Source organism: Actinoallomurus vinaceus (genome assembly GCF_039542055.1).
Lineage (GTDB): Bacteria > Actinomycetota > Actinomycetes > Streptosporangiales > Streptosporangiaceae > Actinoallomurus > Actinoallomurus vinaceus.
In genome coordinates this window covers 595,037-613,139 of sequence record NZ_BAABHK010000004.1, presented here as the reverse complement: position 1 = coordinate 613,139, position 18,103 = coordinate 595,037, and the positions used below count along the sequence as shown (strand labels likewise).

The window sequence follows — 18,103 nt, the reverse complement described above, 5'->3', positions numbered from 1 at the left end:
CGCCTCACGCGGCGCTCGCCAGATCAAGCGGTCGGCACAGCGGTCCTGTCGGGGTCTTCATCGGCGACCACCTCGTAGACGCCTGGTGCAATCATGATCGACCGCCGCAGCATTGGCCCGTCCCAGCCCTCCGGCCACACTGTAGACGCTGGTGCCGTCTCGTCGTCGCTGGGATCACGCTCGGCACGCCAGTCACCGGTCACCGCCCCCGCCGTTGCTGACCAGCGTGCCCCGAGGAGGTCAGCATTGGTCAACTTTGCGCCGGCCAGTACCGTGCCTCGCAGGTCGGCACCGGTTAGATCGGCCGTGCGCAGCATGGCCTCTGACATGTCCGCACCAGAAAGATCCGCCCCATGCAGGTCTCCTCGATGGAGAGTCACCTGCCGCAGACGACTACCGACTAGCGTTGCCCTGCGCAGGTCAGCGCGGGTCAGATCCGCACCGGTTAGATCCGCGCCGGTCAGGTCGGAGAGGATCAGGGTCGTACCACGCAGGTCCGCGCGGGTCAGATTCGCATCCGTCAGGTTCGCGTCGTTCAAGAACGCGGCTCTCAAGTTCGCGTCACTCAACGTCGCGCCAGTCAGGTTCGTGCCGCCCAATCCGGCGCCAGGCAGGAGTGCGCCACCTAGATTCGCATCGGTCAGGTCCGCATCAGCCAGCCTTGCGCGGCTTAGATCGGCGCCGGCCAGGTTGGCATCGGTCAGGTTCGCCTCCCCCAGGACCGCATCGCTTAGGAGCGCATCGCTCAAATTCGCACTGGCCAAATTCGCGCCGGCAAGCAGTGCGCGGGTCAGATCTGCGTGTGTCAGCTTCGCGCTGTACAGATTCGCTCGGATCAGCGTCGCATCGGTCAAGTCAGCGGAGGTCAGGTCCGCGTGCTGTAGATTCGCGCGGGTCAGCTTCGCGTTGGTTAGGTTCGCGCCGGTCAGGTCGGCGTGAGTCAGGTCCGTCTGGGTCAGGGTCACGCTGGCCAGATCCGCGTCGGTCAGGGTCGCGTGGGTCAGGACCACGTCGGCCAGTGCCGCGCGGGTTAGGTTCGCGTCGGCCAGGTTCGCGCCGGCCAGGTTTGCGCGGGTCAGGGTCGCATGGGTCAGGTCCGCGTGGGTCAGGACCGCATCGGCCAGTGCCGCGCGGGTTAGGTTCGCGCCGGCCAGGTTTGCGCGGGTCAGGTTTGCGCGGGTCAGGGTCGCGTGGGTCAGGACCGCATCGGCCAGTGCCGCGTTGGTTAGGTTCGCGCCGGCCAGGTTCACCCCGGCCAGGTTTGCGCGGGTTAGGTCCGCACCAGCCAGGTCCGCGCCGATCACATTCGCACCTACCAGGTTCGCGGGGGTCAAATCCCCGTCGGCTAGGTTCCTGCTCCCCAGGCTCACGCCGGGTCTAATCGATACGCTCGCCCGACTTGGGGGCTGGATCCGTGAATTCAATCGCACGCCCAGCAGTCCGGCCAGCACCCGGCGACCCAGCGGGTATCCGGTCATGGGCGGTGCTGCTGGCTGGTGGAGACCGTATCCCAGCGCCATGCGCCAGGCCCGACGAGGAGCCGACATACGTGTCACGGCAACTCGACCTCCTGGGACTGATCGGCGACCGGCCCAGGCATAGGAACTTCAGGTGTCTTCAGAGATTCGACACGCGCGTCGTTTCCTTGCACAGCCTGATCGACTCCCCGTAGCCGACCCAGTTGCGCTAGGACTGCGGGAGCGGCGAATCCGAAAGCGAGTGCCGCATAAGGGCCGCTGATCTGCCCCGTGCTGGCGAAAAGCCATGCCGTCCCCGCGCCCAGCGGGGCCCGGATGGCCAGCAAGAACGAGTGCGCTGGCACGTCGACATAAACACGCATGCCCGGCGGGGATCTTCTGACCCGCCCGCTAGGCGTGCGGCGAGCGCGCTGCCAGGCAAGCACGTAACCCAGTACCGCCAGGACCTCAACTAATGCGCCTCCAGCCGCGCCCAGCAGCATGTATCGCCAAAACGCCATGCACCGAGCGTAAAGCCGTACTGCCATCACGTGCAGGCCTATCAGCTGATCCGGCCACCGTGTTCAATCCGATCCCTGAGGAGACCCCTGTGGGCACGCCGAACCCTCTACCGAACCCGTTCTCCGGATCTGCGGCAGACTTCCCCGCGTTCACGACCGCTGCGATCGCCATGCACGAGATGTTCCTCGCGTACCTGCGCGCCGGGTTCACCGAGGATCAGGCCATCAAGCTCCTCGTCGGCTTCGGCAAGGCGTGACCCGCGCACGCCCGGCCGAGACCGCCCGCGTGTACCTCGCCGCGCTGCTGGCCGGAGACGACCCGGTCCGAGCGGTCGGCGGCCACTACGGTTGTACAGCCGCAGCGGCCCGGCAGCGGATCGCACGCGCCAGGGCGCGCGGCATCGACCTAGCGTCGCCGACCGGCCCCGCCGGTCCGTTCCTGCTGTCGCGCGACCCCGACGGCACCTGGACCATCCAGAGCACCGACGCGCCACCCGCACCGGAGCAGCCCGCAGAGCTCACGCCGGAAGAGCGCGCCGACGCCCGCAAGCTGTTCGAGACCGGCGGGGCCTGCCCGCACTGCGGCGGCATCCACGTCCGGGCCTGCCCCCGCGTGAAAGCCATCGAGTTCTCCGGCGCCGGCATCGACGGCCTGCCCCGAATCCAGCGAGTCGAGTTCTGGGAGACGTGGCCGCAGGACGCCGTCCTGTGGCCGGAAGACGTCCAGGAACCCGCTCAGGAGCCCCCTGAATCCACTGCCTGAGCGAGGTGACAATGTCCCGTCAAGCCGCGATCCTCGCGTCCGCCAAGGCTCTCCAGAAAGCCGCGGCGAGCAACCCCATCAGCCCGTTCGCGGGCGCGGTCTACGGCGGGCAGGGCGGCTACGGCATGAACCAGGCCGCCCTGCCCCGGCCGGCCGAGGAGTTCCTGACCGGCGCGTTCGGGCCGTTGACCCCGATCCAGCCGATGAGCATCGACGCCCCCGAGTCCGGCGAGGAACGGCCCGAGCCGCGCCGCTGGCAGTACCCGGTCGGCTGGAACATGCCGGTCGGCGAGCCGGGGCGCGAAGGTCTCAAGCTCGCGGACTTCAACAGCCTGCGGACCCTCGGCGACCTGTACTCCGTGGCGCGCACCTGCATTCAGCTGCGCAAGAACGAGATCCGGTCGCTGGCGTGGGACATCATCCCCACCCCGGAGGCGGCCAAGGCGATGCGCGGCAAGCCGTCCGAGCACCGGGACTTCGGCGAACGCCGGGCCAAGGCCGTGAAGTGGTGGAAGGTCCCGGACGCCCAGTACGGCACGTTCCGGTCCTGGCTGGACGCCCTGCTCGAGGACGTCTTCGTGATCGACGCCCTGTCGCTGTACCTCCAGCCGACCCGCATGACGGGCAAGGGACTGTTCGGGTCCAGCCTCGGCCAGCTCGCCCTCATCGACGGCTCGACGATCCGCCCGCTCGTCGACCTCCACGGAGCCCGGCCCCTGCCGCCGAACGTCGCGTGGCAGCAGTACGCGTACGGCGTGCCCCGCGTCGACCTGATGTCGGTGGCAACCGGCGCCGACGGCGACGAGCTCGGCGACCTGAAAGGCGAGTACCGCGGCGACCAGCTCCTGTACCTGCCGTACACGCCGCGGACGTGGACGCCGTACGGCACGGCCCCGATCGAGCGCGCGATCGTTCCGGTGATGGCCGGTCTGCACCGGCAGCAGTACCAGCTGAACTGGTTCGACGAGGGGTCCGTCCCGAATGTCTTCATCTCACCGGGCGACCCCAACATGACCCCCACGCAGATCCAGAACCTGCAGAACGCGCTGAACGCCATCGCGGGCGACCCGGCCTGGAAGCACAAGATCATCGTCCTGCCCGGTGGGTCCAGGGTCGACCCGATGAAGCCGACGGAGCTCGCGAACCAGTTCGACGAGGTGATCATGACGCAGGTCACGATGGCCTTCGACGTCATGCCGATGGAGTTGGGGATCAGCCCGAAGGTGTCGGCCACCCAGTCGTCCGGCGCCGCGAACCAGATGGCCAAGGCGTCCCAGGACATCCACCAGCGCAAGAGCCTGAAGCCGATGCTGATGTGGCTGAAGGAGTCGATCTTCGACCGGGTCCTCCAGGACATCTGGGGCCAGACCGACATGCAGTGGACCTGGGAGGGCCTGGAGGAAGGCGAGGACGAGGAGGTCAAGACCACCGTCCTGTCGGCGCAGATCGCCACCGGCATCATCTCCATCGACGAGGCGCGTGGTGAACTGCAGCTGCCGCCCTGGGGACTGCCAGAGACCTCCGACCCGATCATCGTCACCACCTCCGGCGCGGTCCCGCTCGGCGCGATCAACCCGGCCACCGGCGCGCCCGAGCCGGGGCAGGAACAGCCAGCCGCAGGCGTGCCGCAGTCCGCACCGAACGCCCAGCAGTCGAACGGCCAGGAGAAGCCGACGGGCCAGCAGACGGGCGGCACCACGCAGGAGCCGACGCCCGGCCATGCCGGGGGCGAGGCGGGGGCGGACACGGCCGCGGACGACGCCAAGCCCGCTAAGGCCCCGGCCAAGCCGCGCACCAGCAAGACCATGGCACCGGCCGACCAGGTCCGTGCCCTCCTCGAGGAGTCCTACCCGGCGCGGGTCCTCGGCTGGGTCGCCGACGCCGAATGGCGGTACGACGACGAAGTCCCGCTCGATTCGATCAACATGGCCCGCCGCCCCGGCGGCAGGGACTGCAAGAAGGTCGAAGGGATCGCCCAGGCCATCCGGGACGGCAAGACCATGGACCCGGTCGTCCTCGTCGAAACCCCCGGCCGGGACAAACTGACGGTCGCCGACGGCTACCACCGGACGCTGGCGTACCAGCACGAGGACCGCGCCACGATCCACGCCTGGGTCGGCACCGTCACCATGGACGAGGGCCCGTGGGACCGGGCCATGCACGACGCCAAGCTGAACAAGCACCGCGCCGCGCTGGCCGAACTCGACGCCCTCGGCCGACACCTTCGCAAAGGCCGCCTGATCTCGACGTGGGAGGCCCGGCACCTGCCCGCGCGCACGCTCGCGACGATCGCCGAGAACCGCGCGCGCGGCATGACGGTCGGCCAGGCCGTGGACGTCGCCCGCTCCACGCTCCCTCCCGGGGAGCCCAACGGCGACCAGGAGGGCGACCTACCCGGCCCCGTAACACTGTGGCCGGGCTGGGGCGTCGACGAGGACCTGGCCCGCGAGTACGCGGCACGGATCAGGCGCGCACTCGCCGACGTCATCACCACCGCGGCGGCGCGCAGGCTCGCGGCCGTGTGGCTCCGGTTCGCGCGCCGCGGCGGCACGGCCCAGGCGTTCATCCGCATGACCGAACCGGACCTGTCCGCACGCTTCGCGGCCGCGCTCCGGGCCGTCCTGGTGGACCTGTGGCGGACGGCATGGAACGTGGGGAAGTCCGCGGCCTACGAACTGCTGCCGCACCACACTCCGGCGCCACCCGGGCCAGGCCATGACGACGGGTTCGAGCAGTGGCTGCATGACCAGATGCCGACCATCAACGCCATGACCGACACCCGGATCCGGGACCTCGCCGACCATCTGGAGCAGGCCGCCGACGACAACGAGTCGCCGGACGAGCTGGGCGACGACCTCGGGACCTACCCGCAGGACGACAACCCGGCCGCCGACACGATCGCCTGGACGGAGGTGCTGCGGGCCATGATGGCGGGCGCGCTCGCGGCCTACGCCGCCGCAGGCGTCACGTCCGTCGAGTGGCTGGCGGTACCCGGCGCGTTCCGGATCTGCCTGGACAACGAGGCCGCCAGCCCAATCTGGCTCGGCGACACCTGGCCGAACGGGGCCCCGCCTGTTCACCCACGCTGCCGGTGCGCCGTCGTCCCGGCCCGACCATGACCCCGGAGGAGGGGGACATGCGACTCACCCCACAGTTCAACGGCGAACGCTCCGACCACGACCGCACCTGCGGCTACGGCACGCCGGAAAACCACTGCGGGAAGCCCGCGACGTGGCACGTCCTGTGGACCGTCGATGGCACGAACTCGCTGGACTGCGACGAGCACATGGCCGACGCCGAGAAGCAGTGGGTGTTCTACGGCCGGCACCGCCTCGGCCCGCACTGCCTCCACCCGGAGGCGCTGTTCTACGAGGACCGCTGCGAGGTCCCCGGCGGGCCCCGTCAGGTGGACCTGACCGTACGGGAGGACGCCCCGCCGTGGCTGCTGCCCGAGGGGCTGTCCCGGTGACAGCCACCCGCATCGAGGAACTGCTGTCGGCCGGCGACGCCGACGACCTCGCCGGGCGGGCCGTCCCAATGCTTGCCGTTGTGCAGCTGCGCGACGCTGGACCGCGCCGCGAGAAGCATCCCTTCAAGCCGTACCGGTGGCGTGACCCGACCCGGCGCCGGGATCCGAGACTGGCCGGTGTCGCAGAGGACGGCTGGTGACGCTCGCCGAGGACCCGCTGAAGCCAGGACAGGCCGAAGAAGGACAAGGCCGGGTGGACGCTCATCGTCCATCCCGGCCCCCTTCACGCCGACGGCCGACTGTGGCTCACTTGCGTGACGCGGTCTTGGCCCTGACCTTGAGCGCCAGGTATCGGTCGCGCTGCCACCGCCTCACCGCATCACAGGCGGCGACGGCGATCCCGATCGCCACCGCGTACGCGAAGTCGCGGCCGAACGGAAGGCACGCGAGGTAGGAGATGAGCGATGCGGCGACGACGGTGGGGACACCGACCAGCGCCAGCGCCGACATCACCGACTGCGCGGCTTCGTCGAGGTACCAGTTCACCCGCTCACACGTGCGGGGGAAAGTCGCCTGGACCCACGGCGTGATGCGCCAGATCCACAACTCTTGCGGGGCGGCCAGCGTGACGGCGATGGCGTCTACGAGGAGACGCGTGGGGGACCAGCCGTCGACCTTCTTCTGGAAGTGCCTTTCGCGGTTGTCGTGGCGACGGCCCTGCCGCTCCAGTTCGTCGCCGTAGAAGGAGATCGTCGCGGCGAGAGAGAGGAGGACGAGGGCCAGCCGTTCACGTCGTGACGGCCGATACTGGCGCAGCAGCGCCCGAGCGGCCCAGAGGCGCCGAAGCGGCCCACGGGTAGCGCGCACCTTCTCGTGCAGGTCTTCGATATTCGGCTGCCCGCCGGTGACCTCGTCGGTTGCCCAGATGGTCCGCTCGGTCAGGCTGTCGAACGCGGAGCGCACGCGCTCCCGCAAGCTGCTGGGCGTCATAGTTGGGGGTTAACCCCTTCCTTGGTTCAGTGGCCATAGCCGGCCCTGGAGAGCAACGACGCCGACCGCTGGTGTCGGGCCATCACCTCCTCGCGGGCCGCGAGCACCGCTTTGGCGCTCTCTCGGCCAGGTTCTGTTAGGGCGTAGTACTTACGTGGGGCACCCGAGTCGTGGGTCGCGCTCGGGACCTCCCACGTTGCGGTGACCCACCCGGCCTTCTCTAGCCGGGCGAGGATCGGGTAGACGGACGCGGTACGCATGCCGAGCTCCTCGGCGATCCGCAGCCCGAACCAGCGGTGATCCTCCCGGAGCAGCACCGCAAGAACTGCCAGAGTTGGCACAGTGATGCGCCGAAGCGGGGCGAAGTTCTCGCTCATGACCTGATCACCACCTCGCGCAAGGCGCTGCGGCGGGCGACGTGAGGATCAGAAGCGAACGAGAAGCCAAGCTGTGGATGCGGCCGATCCAGAAGGCCGTTGACTCGGCTGAAGGTATGGGCGGCATCGGCGCTGCCCGGTCATTGCGAAGTTCCATGGACAACCCTTCCCCTTGGTTGGCATGCTCAGCTTAGCGCTTATCTTGATACAGGTGAGATTAGGCTTATAGCGATACGGTGGCTTCAGGCTTACCCTGCTCGCTTCCGCCGTGGCCCCGGGCGGAAGCGCACGTCCCCACCACCCGACGCCGCGCTCAGATCACCCAACTACCAGTCCCACACGCCCGCCCAGCGGGCACCCACCCCGACCGCACCCTGGGAGGTGTGTGGCAGCAACCCTGACCACCGACAACACCGACACGACGTACGTCAGTTTCCCGATCGTGAAGACCGAGACCACGCCGCAGGGCCACCTCCTGGTGTACGGCAAGGCGACCGACGGGAGCGTGGACTCCGACGAGCAGATCGTCGACCCGGACTGGTCCGGCAAGGCCCTGGAGGAGTGGCTGTCCTCGGGCGGGAATGTCCGCGTGCAGCACAACGCGCATCGTGACCCGGCTGGCCGTGGCGTCGAGGTCGACATCGACCGAGATGGCGACGGCGGCCACTGGGTGAAGTCCCTCGTCGTGGAACCCGTCGCCAAGTCCCTTGTCGAGGAGGGCGTGCTGCGGGCGTACAGCGTCGGAATCATGCGCCCGAAGGTCGTCTCGGACACCAAGGCGCGCGGCGGCCGGATCGTCGACGGCGAGCTCGGCGAGATCAGCCTGGTCGACCGGCCCGCGAACCGGAACTGCGGCATCGAACTGGTGAAGGCCGCGAAGGACGGCAGCGCTGAGGTCACCGGCGACGTCTGGGGCGACACCGACGCCGCGCTGAAGGCCGCCACCGACGACGTCACCAAGGCTGGCGACGGCCAGGAGGCCGCGGCCGGCAAGTCGTTCAGCCCGGCCGACATGGCGCGGATCGTCGAGAAGAAGGCCAGCGACACCGCCGCGGATTCCGTCGGCGACGTTCCTGGCGCGGGCAAGTTCGCCGACGCGGTCGTGGACCGCCTCGCCGCGGTCCTGAAGGGCGAGGCCCCTGCCCCGGTCGGCAAGCCGGATGTCAGCGAAGGAGCGGCCCCGGACGAGCCCCCGGCCGACGATGCCCCGGTGGCGAAGGGCAGCAAGGACTGCGGGAACTGCGGCCGGACCTACCACGCCGACTCCAAGCAGCGGTCGTGCGAGGACTGCGGCCACAAGCTGCCGATGGCCGACAGCGACAACGGCAAGGCAGCCGACGACGAGGCCGACAAGGCTCAGGCGGCGTGCTCGAAGTGCGGCATGAAGGGCCACGGCGAGGGCGCGCGGTTCTGCGCGAAGTGCGGCACCAAGCTCGCCGGCGCCGACGGCGGCGGCGACGCGGAGAAGAGCGCGACCCCCGGCGACGGCGTGCAGGGCAAGGAGACCGCGCCCGTGCCGGCGCACCGGGAGCCCGACGGGCCGCAGGCCGAGGTGTTCGAGCAGTCCGCGCACATGGAGGACGGCGACGCCAAGACCGAAGGCACGGGCGAGGCCACCCCGACGTGGGGCAAGTCCCTCGACTACGGCCTCGGACGCCTCCACGACGTCCTCTGCGCCGCCTACAGCCCCGAGGTGATCACGGCGACGTACCCGGCGCTCAAGCATGCGGGTGACGCCGTCGACGAGGCCATGTGGCGGCAGCAGGCGCAGCAGGCCATGACGGCTGGCGACCTGGACGAGGCGAACAAGGCGCTCGCGCTCGCCACGGCCGCCCGCACGATCGCCACCGCCCACCCGGAGGCCGTACGGGACGCCCTCGCCGGGCTGCGCAAGTCCTTCACCGAGCTCTACCCGGGCGCGCACCCGACACCGGGCGACATCACCCAAGGTCGGTTCAAGCGCCCGTACATCAGCGCCGGGCACGCGCCGCTGCCGGCCGCCCCGACCGGGAGCCAGCCGTCCGCGCAGGCGTTCCACGACATCGCGGCCAGCGACTTCCACCGTGGCCCGCTGTCGGCCGGGCACGCCTCGGCGTCGGCGAAGGGCGACGGCCCGGTGTACGCGGCCGCGCAGTCCGCGGTGGCAAGAGAGGCGATGAAGACCCTCCACGACCACATCGCGTCCGCCCACCCGAACGTCTGCCCGATGGGCGACACGCACGTACCGGAAGCCGTCGGCGACGGCCCGGTGACCACGTCCGCGACGAAGGCCGCGGACGCCACCACACAGCCAGGGGCGTCGGCCGAGCCGGTCGTGACCGTGAAGACGGTCGAGGACCTGCTCGCCAAGGCCCTCGCCAGTCGGGACGCCACGATCGCTCAGCTCACTCAGCAGATCGAGGAGCTGGGCGCGCAGCCCGACCCGAACCTTGCCCCGTACCGGGGCGTCATCGCCACAAAGTCGACCTCCGATGGTGTCGGAGCAGTAGCGGAGCGGCGCTCCCTGATCGACGAGGCGAACGCGAAGGAGCACGCGGACAGGATCGCGTACATGGTTCAGCTCACGAAGTCCAGCGACCCGGTCATGGCCGATCAGGCGCGCAAGCAGCTGGAGCAGCTCCAAACCGCCGAATAGCAATCAGGAACAACACCGCACCAGGAGGTGTGTGGCAGAAACCCTCGTCAAGCCGCAGGAAGCCGCGGCGAACGACGCATCCCAGTTCGACGCCGCCAGCGACATGCTGGCGACCCGTATGCCGAACGCCGTCAAGGGCTTCGGCTTCGCGCGGCCGCGGGGCGTTCAGCCCCTCGACGACGACGCGGAGATCTTTGACCGGTCCTTCAAGGCCGCCCAGTCGCTGAAGGGCGTGGTCAAGCAGGGCCTGTCGAACCCGACCAGCGTGGTGAAGGGCCTGTCGCCCGCGTTCACGCAGCAGTTCGGGCATTTCATGTCGGCGGCCGGCGCGCCGGGCTTCGGCGTCGGCGGTGGCGGCATGGCCGAGATGGTCAAGCAGATCCAGGCCGCGTTCGGCGAGCTCGGTAAGAACGTCACCCTGACGTCCCCGCTCTCGTCCGGGTTCGTGCCGTACGACCTGCTCGCCCCGTCCCGGCTCATCTACCCGGTGTACAGCCCGCTCCGGAACAAGATCCCTCGCGTTCAGGGCCAGGGCACGAGCCGCCGCATGAAGGTCGTCACGGGCATCAGCGGTAGCCAGACCGGCGGCCAGGGCGTGGTGGACATCTCCAGTTCGGAGACGACGAACTTCGGGACGTGGCCGAACAACATCCCGCCGTCGGGCTCGCAGACGGCCGTGGACATCAACGTGCCGTATCAGTTCTCGGGCCTGTCTGAGAGCCTGTCGTGGCTGAGCCAGTTCGCGGGCCAGGGCTTCGAAGACATCTCCGCCTTGGCCAACTTGATCCTTCTGCAGGAGTTCATGCTCGGCGAGGAGTACCAGATCCTCTCCGCGACGCCGCAGAACCTTGGAGTCCCCGGAACCCCGGGGTTCTCGCTGCGGACGGCGGGTTCGGGCGAAACCCCCCTGGCCGCCTCCGCGCATTTCTGGATCGCCTACACCGCCGTGAACTACTTCGGCGAGACGGTGATGGGCGCGGTGAGCGCGGACGTTGGCGCGGTCGCGAACACGCAGGTCATCGACGTCGCGCTCCCGGCCGTCCCCGGCGCGTTGACGTACAACATCTACGTCAATAACAGCTCGGCCGCAGCGCCGGGCCGGGCCGCTCTCTTCCAGATGGCGGCCAACGTCGGAGGGACCCGCTTCACCCTTCAGGGGAGCGTGCCGGGCTCGGGACCGACCCCGCCGGCCACCGACACTGGCACGGGCAAGTCCACCCGGTTCGCGGGTCTGATCCCGACCTTGTCCGGGCAGGCGGCGACGGCGGGTGTCTACCCGGCGGGCTGGCAGGCCGGGTACTACCAGCCGAACCTCGGCACCCACCTGTCCATCAACGCCGTGAACAACGCCCTCCAGGGCCTCTGGTCCGGCACGGGCTCGTTCAATCCCGGCGCTTTCCGCGCCGATCCGAGCGAGATCATCGGCGAGGGCGGCGACCTCATGCGCCTCGCCAACGACGTCGTCGCCAGCGGCGCGGCGACCAACTACCGGCTGATGATCGACCAGCCGGAGGTGTCCGGCATCCGCGCTGGCGCCGCGGTGTCGGAGTTCCAGAACCCGATCACGCGCAGCATCATCAAGATGCTGGTCCACCCGTGGCTCACCCAGGGCACCGCCCTGCTGATGTCCTACTCGCTGCCGTTCGCCTGGAGCCAGGTCTCGAACTGCTTCGAGATGACCATGGTCCAGGACTACCTGAGCATCAGCTGGCCGGTCATCGACCCGACTTTCCGCTACTCGATGTTCAGCTATGGCGCGCTCGTGGCCTCGGCCCCGCAGTACTCCGGCCTGATCCAGGGCATCGAAAAGTCCGACGTCACCCCCTACTCCTGATCCACCTCGTGAGGCTCGGCCCGGCATCGTCCGGCCGGGCCTCACCATTGCCCGACAAGGGGACCGGCGATGAAACGCGTCACCGTCAACATCGGCACCATCGCGGCGATCCTGCACTCGCCCGGCGGCATCAACGAGCACCACCTGATCACGAACAAGGGGCCGACCCTGGTCTACCTCGGCGGGGCCGGGGTGACGCCCTCGACGGGTCTGCCGTTCCCTCCGGGGAGCCGCCTGGAGCTTCATGGCAACGCCGCCACGCTGTACGCCGTCACGGCCACTGGCGCCGGGCAGGTCGCCGTGGCGGTGAACGTCCTTTGATCGTCACCACCCCGAGGTGAGCCCATGTCGACCCGTGTAACGCTGCCGCCCGGTTGCTACGGCCTCCAGATGGGCGACGGCACGAAGTACACCGCGAAGCCCGGCTCCACGGTCACCGTCGAGGATCGTCACGCCGGCGCCATCAAGACCTCCACCAACGGGCGGACCGGCGTCGTGTCCGCGACGCGCTCGTACGGCCTGGCCACGAAGGCGGGCCGCTGGTGCGAGCCCTGCCGATTTCTCGCCCAAGCCTGGGCGACCACCTGCCCCCGCTGTGGCGGGTCCACGATTGAGGAGACCCATTGACCGTCTACGCCCGCTCTGACGTCTCCGGCGTCAGCATCCCGCCCGAGCTCGGCGGCTGCGGCGAGCACCACCGCAGGCCCGTCAAGGACGGCACGCCGCTCAAGCTGTTCGCTCTGGCCTGCCCTCCGTGTGAACGCGCGCTCGCCGGTAACCCGCAGTGGTCCGCGCATCGCTGGGAGATCCCCCTCACCCCGGACGAGGAACGCGAAGCCGAGGCGCTCGAGCGGCAGTCCGAACGGCTGCTGCAGCAGGAGCGGAATGAGGCCGCGCGCGAGCGCAGCCGCCAGATCGCGGCGCTGAACAACGGCGGCGGCCAGGACGACGAGGAGGTCGTGGTCGTCGGCGGCCAGGCCCCCGCGCCGCTCCCGGAGTCGGGCGGTGATCCGGCGCCGCCCTCGAGCGGCCAGGACCAGACGTCCCTCCAACTCGCCGCCGAAGACGACGCGGTCGACCTGTCCACGCTCACGATCAACCAGCTGCGGGTCAAAGCGCGGGAGGCTGGCGTCGGGCAGGGCGGCAGCAAGAAAGACCTGATCGAGCGGATCCGGAAGGCCAGCGGGTCCTGATGGGGCGCGCACACGGGCTGTGTGGCAGGTGCAGCGGCCCGATCCGTGGCCGTTCCGCGCGGCGAGCACACGCCGTCACGGACTGCGCCGAATGCGACACTGCACTGTGCGCCAGCCACGCCGGGTTCGACGCCGACAACGACCGGTACCTGTGCGGGAAGTGCGCGCGGAAGCTCAACGTCACGGTCGTCACGAGCGGGGGGTGATCCGCCGTGGTCGACGTCACCGGGCCGGGCACGCCGTACATCAACCCGGCCATGCTGACTGCCGCGCCGACAGGCATCTCCTGGTCGACGATCCCGGACCGCACCGCCACGCCGGAACAGAAACTCGCCGAGCAGTTGAACCTGTGCTCCAGGGCGACAGCGATGGTCGATGAGTGCTGCAACACGACGCTGCGGTGCACCGCCAACGCCGAGACGCTGTACGGGCCGGACTACCGGGTCACGACGCGGACCGGCGGGGTCACGCGGGTCATGCTTGCCCGACCACCTGTGACCCAGGTCCTCGGCGGCAGAGTGTCGTCGGCCGCGTCGTTCCCGCCGCAGTGGACGGACATTCCGGCCGACCAGTGGCAGGTCGAGCAGCCGCTCATCGGCGTGTACGGCACGTCCTCGCCCTCGGACACCGGAGACGGCGGTCAGGTCGTCCTCCTCGCCCCCGGCTACGTCGACTGGAGCCGCGGCCGGAACGGCTACATGCTCTTGATCAACTACCTGAACGGCTGGCCGCACGCGGGACTGACCGCGCCAGCGCCCAGGGCCGGGGACATGACACTCGCCGTCGACGACTGCACGGGCTGGGCGCCGGCCGGGCCGGGACTGCCCGGGGCGACCGGGATCATTTTCGACGGCGGCCAGCAGGAAGCGATCACCGTCACCGCGGCGACCGCTTCGACCGGGCCGGGCACGCTGACGCTCGCGGCTCCGATCGCCTATGCGCACCAGCCCGGCACGGTGGTCTCGACGCTGCCGGAGGCAGTCCAGTGGGCGACGATCCTCATGGCCTCCGGGATGGCGCTGACCCGGGGCGCGACCGCCACCACGATCCAGTCCGTCGGCGGCAAGCAGCAGGCGTCCCGTTCCCCCGAAGATCTGATGGCCGAGGCGCGACTGATCATCCACCCGTTCCGGCGAGTGCTGTGACGCGGTCGGACAAGCTCCTGGGCAGGCGGTGAGAGCCGATGCCGTTGGTCACCGCGCAGAACCACATCAAGGGCCTCCTCGACGCCCTGAGCGTTCCAGGGCCGAGCGGCATCGAGCCGTTGCATGCCTTCATCACCCCGCCCGACCCGTACACCGAGTCCGCGCCGGCCGCCTACATCTGGCCGGCACGGGGCACTGAGGCGCGGCAGTCGCTGCCCCGTAACCGGGGAGGCGTCAACGGTGCCTGGAAGACCGTCAAGCAGGACATCGAGGTGTACCTGGTGTGGTTCGGCTCGGACAGTGACCCGGACGCTGACTCGGCCTTCCCGAGCATCGTCGACGCCGTCCTGAACGCCCTTCGGACGTCACCGGACCCGGCCATCGTGACCGACCCGGACAGCGGCATGACGGTGGAGCTGTGTGGCGTCGGCGAGGACATGAGCTGGCAGCTCGGCCCGGTCCGGTCCGTCGCCGACGAACGGTACCTGCGCTACGACGCGCTCGTGCGCGTGCCGTTCTCCGAGTTCATCCAGGCCTGACCAACCCCGATTAGCCGGACCCCGGCAGAAAGCAGGTGTGTGCCGCCGACGTACGTCTACACGGGCACTGAAGAGCGGACCTATCCCGCGTACCTCCAGGTCGCGGACGACGGAACCTTCCAGACCCTCCAGGGCAGGCCCGGCAGCGGCCCGGTCTGCATTCGCCGGGCGGCCGGCAACGAGGAACTGCCCGAGATCCCGGCGGACGGGCAGTGGCTCGCCGTCACTGAGAAGAAGAACCAGACGCCAGCCAAGGACACCGATCCTGCGGGCAACCAGAGCAATGGGTCCACCGATCAGGCCGCCGCGAGGGCCTCCAAGACCCGGAAGGCGGCGTCATGATGACGACTCCCTTCGTGTTTCCCGTCGAGCGCCGGGCCATCGGGATCGGCCGTGAGGCCGTCGTCGGCACGGCAGTCCTCCCGACCGTCACCGTGCCCGTGGACAAATTCGGTCCTGAGGACAAAATCACCGGCTTGGTCGACAAGTCGTGGCGCGCCGCGATGGCCGAGGAGTACGGCTACATCCAGGGCACCTACAGCGGCTCGGTGGACATCGGCGGCCCGGTGTACTCGGACATCCTCGGCCACTTCCTTTTGAACCTGCTGGGCGACTACATCGTCACCGGCACGGCCGCCGCCCCGAACACCACGCTCGCCGCCGCGGTGGCCGCCGCGGCGACGTCCATCACGGTCGCCACCGGAACCGGGTTCGCGGCGGGGCAGTGGATTCAGATCGACACCGGCAGCTTGGCCGAGATCGTGCAGGTCCAGTCGGTGGCCAGCAACACGATCACGCTGATGTCGGCGACGCCGACCCGCTTCGCACACGCGAACAACGTCGCAGTCACGAACACCAGCGGACCGTACACGCACCAGTTCAGCCTGCTGAACTCGCCGGCGAACGGCGCGCAGCCACCAACGCACACGCTCACGGACATCACCGGCGTCACCCCCGGCAGCGGAGCCCGCTCCTACCCAGCCGCTTGCCTGTCCGAGATCGTCCTCACCGGCAACTCCGCGCAACTCCTCACCTGGGAGGCGAAGGCCGACACGTGGCTGTCGGTCCCGGCCGCATCCGCTCCGACCGTCGCACCCTCAAACGTCCCGGCACAGCCCGCGTGGAACAGCGCGGTCGGCATCGGCGGGCCGGCCTCGGGCGTGACCCAGAACCGCTACACCGAAGAGTGGGCCATCACCATCACCCGCAAGGTCTCGCCGTTCTGGACCGCCCAAGGCGTCCAGAATCCATATGCGATGGTCCGCGGCAGTGTGGCGGCGACGGCAAAGCTCACCTTCGGCCCGGTACCGGACGAGAGCCAGCTCCTCGCCCTGCTGAACAACACCCAGCCGCAGACCCAGGTCGTGGCGACCGGCCCGAACGGCTCACAGCTGAAGATCGACGCGCAGGTCACGGCGTACGACACGTCGAAGATCAACGACTCGAAGGATGCCTTCGGCTTTGACGTCGGCGCCAAATTCATCGCGAACGTCACGAACGCCGGAGGCTCCGGGGCCTACTCCCCGGCGAAGATCACGCTGATCAACAACGTCCCGTCCTACTAACCAGAGAAGAGAACGCCCGTGCGTGTTGAACTGTCCAACGGCCAGTGGGCCGAATTCCGCGACCCCAACAAACTGACGTCCGGCGATGCGAAGGCCCTGCGCCGGGCGACGAAGCTCCAGTTCAAACCCGACGAGGACGGTGTGCCGCGCGTCGAGGAGATGGACATGTCCATCACCGACGTGCAGATGGACGCCCTCCTGACCCGCATCATCACGTCGTGGGATGTCCGGGACGTCGACGGCCAGCCCCTTGGGATCCCGATCGCGGACCCCGAGGCACTGGACCGCGTGCCGCTGGATGACTACGGCACGCTCGTCGAGGAGGCGAAACCGTACAAGGACAAGATCGACGCGGCGGGAAAATCCCGGACGGAGAAGTCGAACGACTCGTCCGCTTCTTCGCCACCGGAAAGCCTGGCGACCTCCCAGTAGACGAGCTGGAGGAGGCGGCCGAGTGGCTGTGGTACGCGGAGAGGTTCCACTGGCCGCCCACCGTCACGGAACAGCAGCCGCTGCTGTTCGTACGGTGGGCGCGGCCGATGGCGACCGCCTTGGACATCATCCGCGAGCGCAAGGAGAAGGCGCGGCAGGCCGATGCGGCGGCGAAGGTGTCTGAACAGCCCGGCCCGCGATTCTCCGGAAGGGGTTACGGGACATGAGCAGGAACGTGGGTGCGGACGTCACCAGGCGTCTCAAGACCATCCGGGTGCGTGTCTCGGCCGCGACCGAGGCGGCCTCGGCGGCGATGGGCGCCGTCGGGAAGGAATCGACACAGACGGAGCTGAGTCGGCTGTCACACCCGCCCGGCACGCCGACGCCGTCGCCTCCGGGCCGTCCTCCGGCGATGGTGTCCGGTGACCTGCACGACAGCGTCACCGCCACCACGACGGTGCCGCTTGGTCCCGTTCGCTTCGTCACCGTCGTCGGCGCGACGACGGTCTACGCGCGAATCCAGCAGTTCGGGGGCTGGGCCGGCAGGAACCACGCCACGTATCTGCCGGCCCGGCCATACCTCGAGCCCGGCGCCGGCAACGCCGCGGTGTCCGGGGCACTCTCACGGGCAGGCTGTGAAGCGTTCATCGCCGTGATGTGGTGACGGCTACACTCCGCCGATGATCTGGGCCCGCTGCCGGGCGTACTCCTGATCGGAGATCAGCCCTTGGCCGCGTAGTGCGTCGAGTTGGCGGAGCCGCGCGGCGGGGTCCTGCTGGCCGTACGACCCCGGTGGGGGAGGTCCCCATGCCTGCCCGGGGGCCGGGGCGGGCATGCGCGCCGCTGCGAGGGCCTGCTCGATGGCATCACGCGCCACCTCGAAGGCGGGCATCTGCCCGTACCGGAAGGTGACGCTCATCTGGTCGCGGGCAGCGTCGAGGTTTCCTTGTCCGCGGCGCGGGCGTCGGCGTGTGTCACCGGCCACGGTGAACTGGATGTAGCCGTTGATCCCGATCTTGCTGGCGGGCTTCCAGTTGACCGCGCTGATCGACGTCAACGGGATCCGCTGCTCGCCGCCGCCGACCTGTGATCGCGCCATGAAGCCTCTCCGGGTGAGCGTCACGGTAGCGCCGTCGAAGTACAGCTGACCGTTGGCCCCGTGAGCCTCCAGCGGCCCATTCAT

At 69.3% G+C, this 18,103-nt stretch carries 20 protein-coding genes; 16 read left to right on the top strand and 4 right to left on the bottom strand.

Annotated features, from left to right (window positions below; all coding sequences use genetic code 11):
- Window positions 1-23: 23 nt before the first annotated feature.
- Window positions 24-1,478 (bottom strand): pentapeptide repeat-containing protein, encoded by a 1,455-nt coding sequence (locus ABEA24_RS18365; RefSeq protein WP_345432099.1) that lies wholly within the window; start codon window positions 1,476-1,478, stop codon window positions 24-26.
- A 589-nt stretch (window positions 1,479-2,067) separates the two neighbouring features.
- Between ABEA24_RS18365 and ABEA24_RS18360 the strand changes: the two genes are divergently transcribed.
- From ABEA24_RS18360 to ABEA24_RS18340, 5 genes are read left to right on the top strand one after another with little or no spacing between them, the layout of a single operon-like run.
- Entirely contained in the window at window positions 2,068-2,235 is a 168-nt protein-coding gene (locus ABEA24_RS18360; RefSeq protein WP_345432098.1) for a hypothetical protein, read from the top strand.
- Window positions 2,232-2,741 carry a hypothetical protein gene (locus tag ABEA24_RS18355; protein WP_345432097.1) on the top strand — a complete coding sequence of 170 codons (510 nt, stop codon included), beginning with the start codon at window positions 2,232-2,234 and terminating at the stop codon, window positions 2,739-2,741. Before ABEA24_RS18360 ends, ABEA24_RS18355 begins: the two co-directional genes overlap by 4 nt.
- A gap of 11 nt (window positions 2,742-2,752) precedes the next feature.
- The gene (locus ABEA24_RS18350) at window positions 2,753-5,860 is read left to right on the top strand and encodes a phage portal protein (RefSeq protein ID WP_345432095.1); all 3,108 of its coding nucleotides are present in this window, start codon (window positions 2,753-2,755) and stop codon (window positions 5,858-5,860) included.
- Window positions 5,861-5,877: 17 nt separating this feature from the next.
- Window positions 5,878-6,210 (top strand): hypothetical protein, encoded by a 333-nt coding sequence (locus ABEA24_RS18345; protein WP_345432094.1) that lies wholly within the window; start codon window positions 5,878-5,880, stop codon window positions 6,208-6,210.
- Complete coding sequence (locus ABEA24_RS18340) at window positions 6,207-6,410, top strand: hypothetical protein (RefSeq protein ID WP_345432093.1); 204 nt, start codon at window positions 6,207-6,209, stop codon at window positions 6,408-6,410. The genes ABEA24_RS18345 and ABEA24_RS18340 overlap by 4 nt, the downstream gene beginning before the upstream one ends.
- A gap of 106 nt (window positions 6,411-6,516) precedes the next feature.
- Here ABEA24_RS18340 and ABEA24_RS18335 read toward each other — a convergent pair whose 3' ends face one another.
- Together ABEA24_RS18335 and ABEA24_RS18330 are read right to left on the bottom strand one after the other, a co-directional pair.
- Window positions 6,517-7,200 carry a hypothetical protein gene (locus ABEA24_RS18335; protein ID WP_345432092.1) on the bottom strand — a complete coding sequence of 228 codons (684 nt, stop codon included), beginning with the start codon at window positions 7,198-7,200 and terminating at the stop codon, window positions 6,517-6,519.
- Window positions 7,201-7,226: 26 nt separating this feature from the next.
- On the bottom strand, window positions 7,227-7,577 hold the full coding sequence (locus ABEA24_RS18330; RefSeq protein ID WP_345432091.1) for a PadR family transcriptional regulator: 351 nt from the start codon (window positions 7,575-7,577) through the stop codon (window positions 7,227-7,229).
- Window positions 7,578-7,962: 385 nt separating this feature from the next.
- On the opposite strand from ABEA24_RS18330, the gene ABEA24_RS18325 reads away from it, so the two are divergent.
- From ABEA24_RS18325 to ABEA24_RS18275, 11 genes are all read left to right on the top strand, one after another.
- A complete protein-coding gene (locus ABEA24_RS18325) occupies window positions 7,963-10,212 on the top strand; it encodes a hypothetical protein (RefSeq protein ID WP_345432089.1) in 2,250 nt (749 codons plus the stop codon).
- A gap of 31 nt (window positions 10,213-10,243) precedes the next feature.
- Entirely contained in the window at window positions 10,244-12,046 is a 1,803-nt protein-coding gene (locus ABEA24_RS18320) for a hypothetical protein (RefSeq protein WP_345432088.1), read from the top strand.
- A 69-nt stretch (window positions 12,047-12,115) separates the two neighbouring features.
- Window positions 12,116-12,367: a hypothetical protein gene (locus ABEA24_RS18315; RefSeq protein WP_345432087.1), complete on the top strand. Its 252-nt coding sequence runs from the start codon at window positions 12,116-12,118 to the stop codon at window positions 12,365-12,367.
- 24 nt (window positions 12,368-12,391) lie between these two features.
- Window positions 12,392-12,673: a hypothetical protein gene (locus ABEA24_RS18310; protein WP_345432086.1), complete on the top strand. Its 282-nt coding sequence runs from the start codon at window positions 12,392-12,394 to the stop codon at window positions 12,671-12,673.
- The gene (locus tag ABEA24_RS18305) at window positions 12,670-13,239 is read left to right on the top strand and encodes an SAP domain-containing protein (RefSeq protein WP_345432085.1); all 570 of its coding nucleotides are present in this window, start codon (window positions 12,670-12,672) and stop codon (window positions 13,237-13,239) included. The genes ABEA24_RS18310 and ABEA24_RS18305 overlap by 4 nt, the downstream gene beginning before the upstream one ends.
- 212 nt (window positions 13,240-13,451) lie before the next feature.
- Window positions 13,452-14,384, top strand: a complete 933-nt coding sequence (locus tag ABEA24_RS18300) for a hypothetical protein (protein ID WP_345432084.1) — start codon at window positions 13,452-13,454, stop codon at window positions 14,382-14,384.
- A 38-nt stretch (window positions 14,385-14,422) separates the two neighbouring features.
- Complete coding sequence (locus ABEA24_RS18295) at window positions 14,423-14,923, top strand: hypothetical protein (RefSeq protein ID WP_345432082.1); 501 nt, start codon at window positions 14,423-14,425, stop codon at window positions 14,921-14,923.
- 39 nt (window positions 14,924-14,962) lie between these two features.
- Window positions 14,963-15,265, top strand: a complete 303-nt coding sequence (locus ABEA24_RS18290) for a hypothetical protein (RefSeq protein ID WP_345432081.1) — start codon at window positions 14,963-14,965, stop codon at window positions 15,263-15,265.
- The gene (locus ABEA24_RS18285) at window positions 15,262-16,488 is read left to right on the top strand and encodes a hypothetical protein (RefSeq protein ID WP_345432080.1); all 1,227 of its coding nucleotides are present in this window, start codon (window positions 15,262-15,264) and stop codon (window positions 16,486-16,488) included. The genes ABEA24_RS18290 and ABEA24_RS18285 overlap by 4 nt, the downstream gene beginning before the upstream one ends.
- Before the next feature lie 18 nt (window positions 16,489-16,506).
- A complete protein-coding gene (locus ABEA24_RS18280; RefSeq protein WP_345432079.1) occupies window positions 16,507-16,920 on the top strand; it encodes a hypothetical protein in 414 nt (137 codons plus the stop codon).
- Window positions 16,921-17,143: 223 nt separating this feature from the next.
- Window positions 17,144-17,584, top strand: coding sequence for a phage virion morphogenesis protein (locus ABEA24_RS18275; protein WP_345432078.1), 441 nt, complete (start codon window positions 17,144-17,146; stop codon window positions 17,582-17,584).
- Between the two features lie 3 nt (window positions 17,585-17,587).
- Here ABEA24_RS18275 and ABEA24_RS18270 read toward each other — a convergent pair whose 3' ends face one another.
- Window positions 17,588-18,103 carry a DUF4429 domain-containing protein gene (locus tag ABEA24_RS18270; RefSeq protein ID WP_345432190.1) on the bottom strand — a complete coding sequence of 172 codons (516 nt, stop codon included), beginning with the start codon at window positions 18,101-18,103 and terminating at the stop codon, window positions 17,588-17,590.

What these genes read in the sequence shown, in the direction of transcription:
- ABEA24_RS18365 (WP_345432099.1), bottom strand. Translation starts at nt 1,478, where the DNA reads ATGACCGGATACCCGCTGGGTCGCCGGGTGCTGGCCGGACTGCTGGGC.
- ABEA24_RS18350 (WP_345432095.1), top strand. Translation starts at nt 2,753, where the DNA reads ATGTCCCGTCAAGCCGCGATCCTCGCGTCCGCCAAGGCTCTCCAGAAA.
- ABEA24_RS18345 (WP_345432094.1), top strand. Translation starts at nt 5,878, where the DNA reads ATGCGACTCACCCCACAGTTCAACGGCGAACGCTCCGACCACGACCGC.
- ABEA24_RS18335 (WP_345432092.1), bottom strand. Translation starts at nt 7,200, where the DNA reads ATGACGCCCAGCAGCTTGCGGGAGCGCGTGCGCTCCGCGTTCGACAGC.
- ABEA24_RS18330 (WP_345432091.1), bottom strand. Translation starts at nt 7,577, where the DNA reads ATGAGCGAGAACTTCGCCCCGCTTCGGCGCATCACTGTGCCAACTCTG.
- ABEA24_RS18315 (WP_345432087.1), top strand. Translation starts at nt 12,116, where the DNA reads ATGAAACGCGTCACCGTCAACATCGGCACCATCGCGGCGATCCTGCAC.
- ABEA24_RS18310 (WP_345432086.1), top strand. Translation starts at nt 12,392, where the DNA reads ATGTCGACCCGTGTAACGCTGCCGCCCGGTTGCTACGGCCTCCAGATG.
- ABEA24_RS18295 (WP_345432082.1), top strand. Translation starts at nt 14,423, where the DNA reads ATGCCGTTGGTCACCGCGCAGAACCACATCAAGGGCCTCCTCGACGCC.
- ABEA24_RS18285 (WP_345432080.1), top strand. Translation starts at nt 15,262, where the DNA reads ATGATGACGACTCCCTTCGTGTTTCCCGTCGAGCGCCGGGCCATCGGG.
- ABEA24_RS18275 (WP_345432078.1), top strand. Translation starts at nt 17,144, where the DNA reads ATGAGCAGGAACGTGGGTGCGGACGTCACCAGGCGTCTCAAGACCATC.
- ABEA24_RS18270 (WP_345432190.1), bottom strand. Translation starts at nt 18,103, where the DNA reads ATGAATGGGCCGCTGGAGGCTCACGGGGCCAACGGTCAGCTGTACTTC.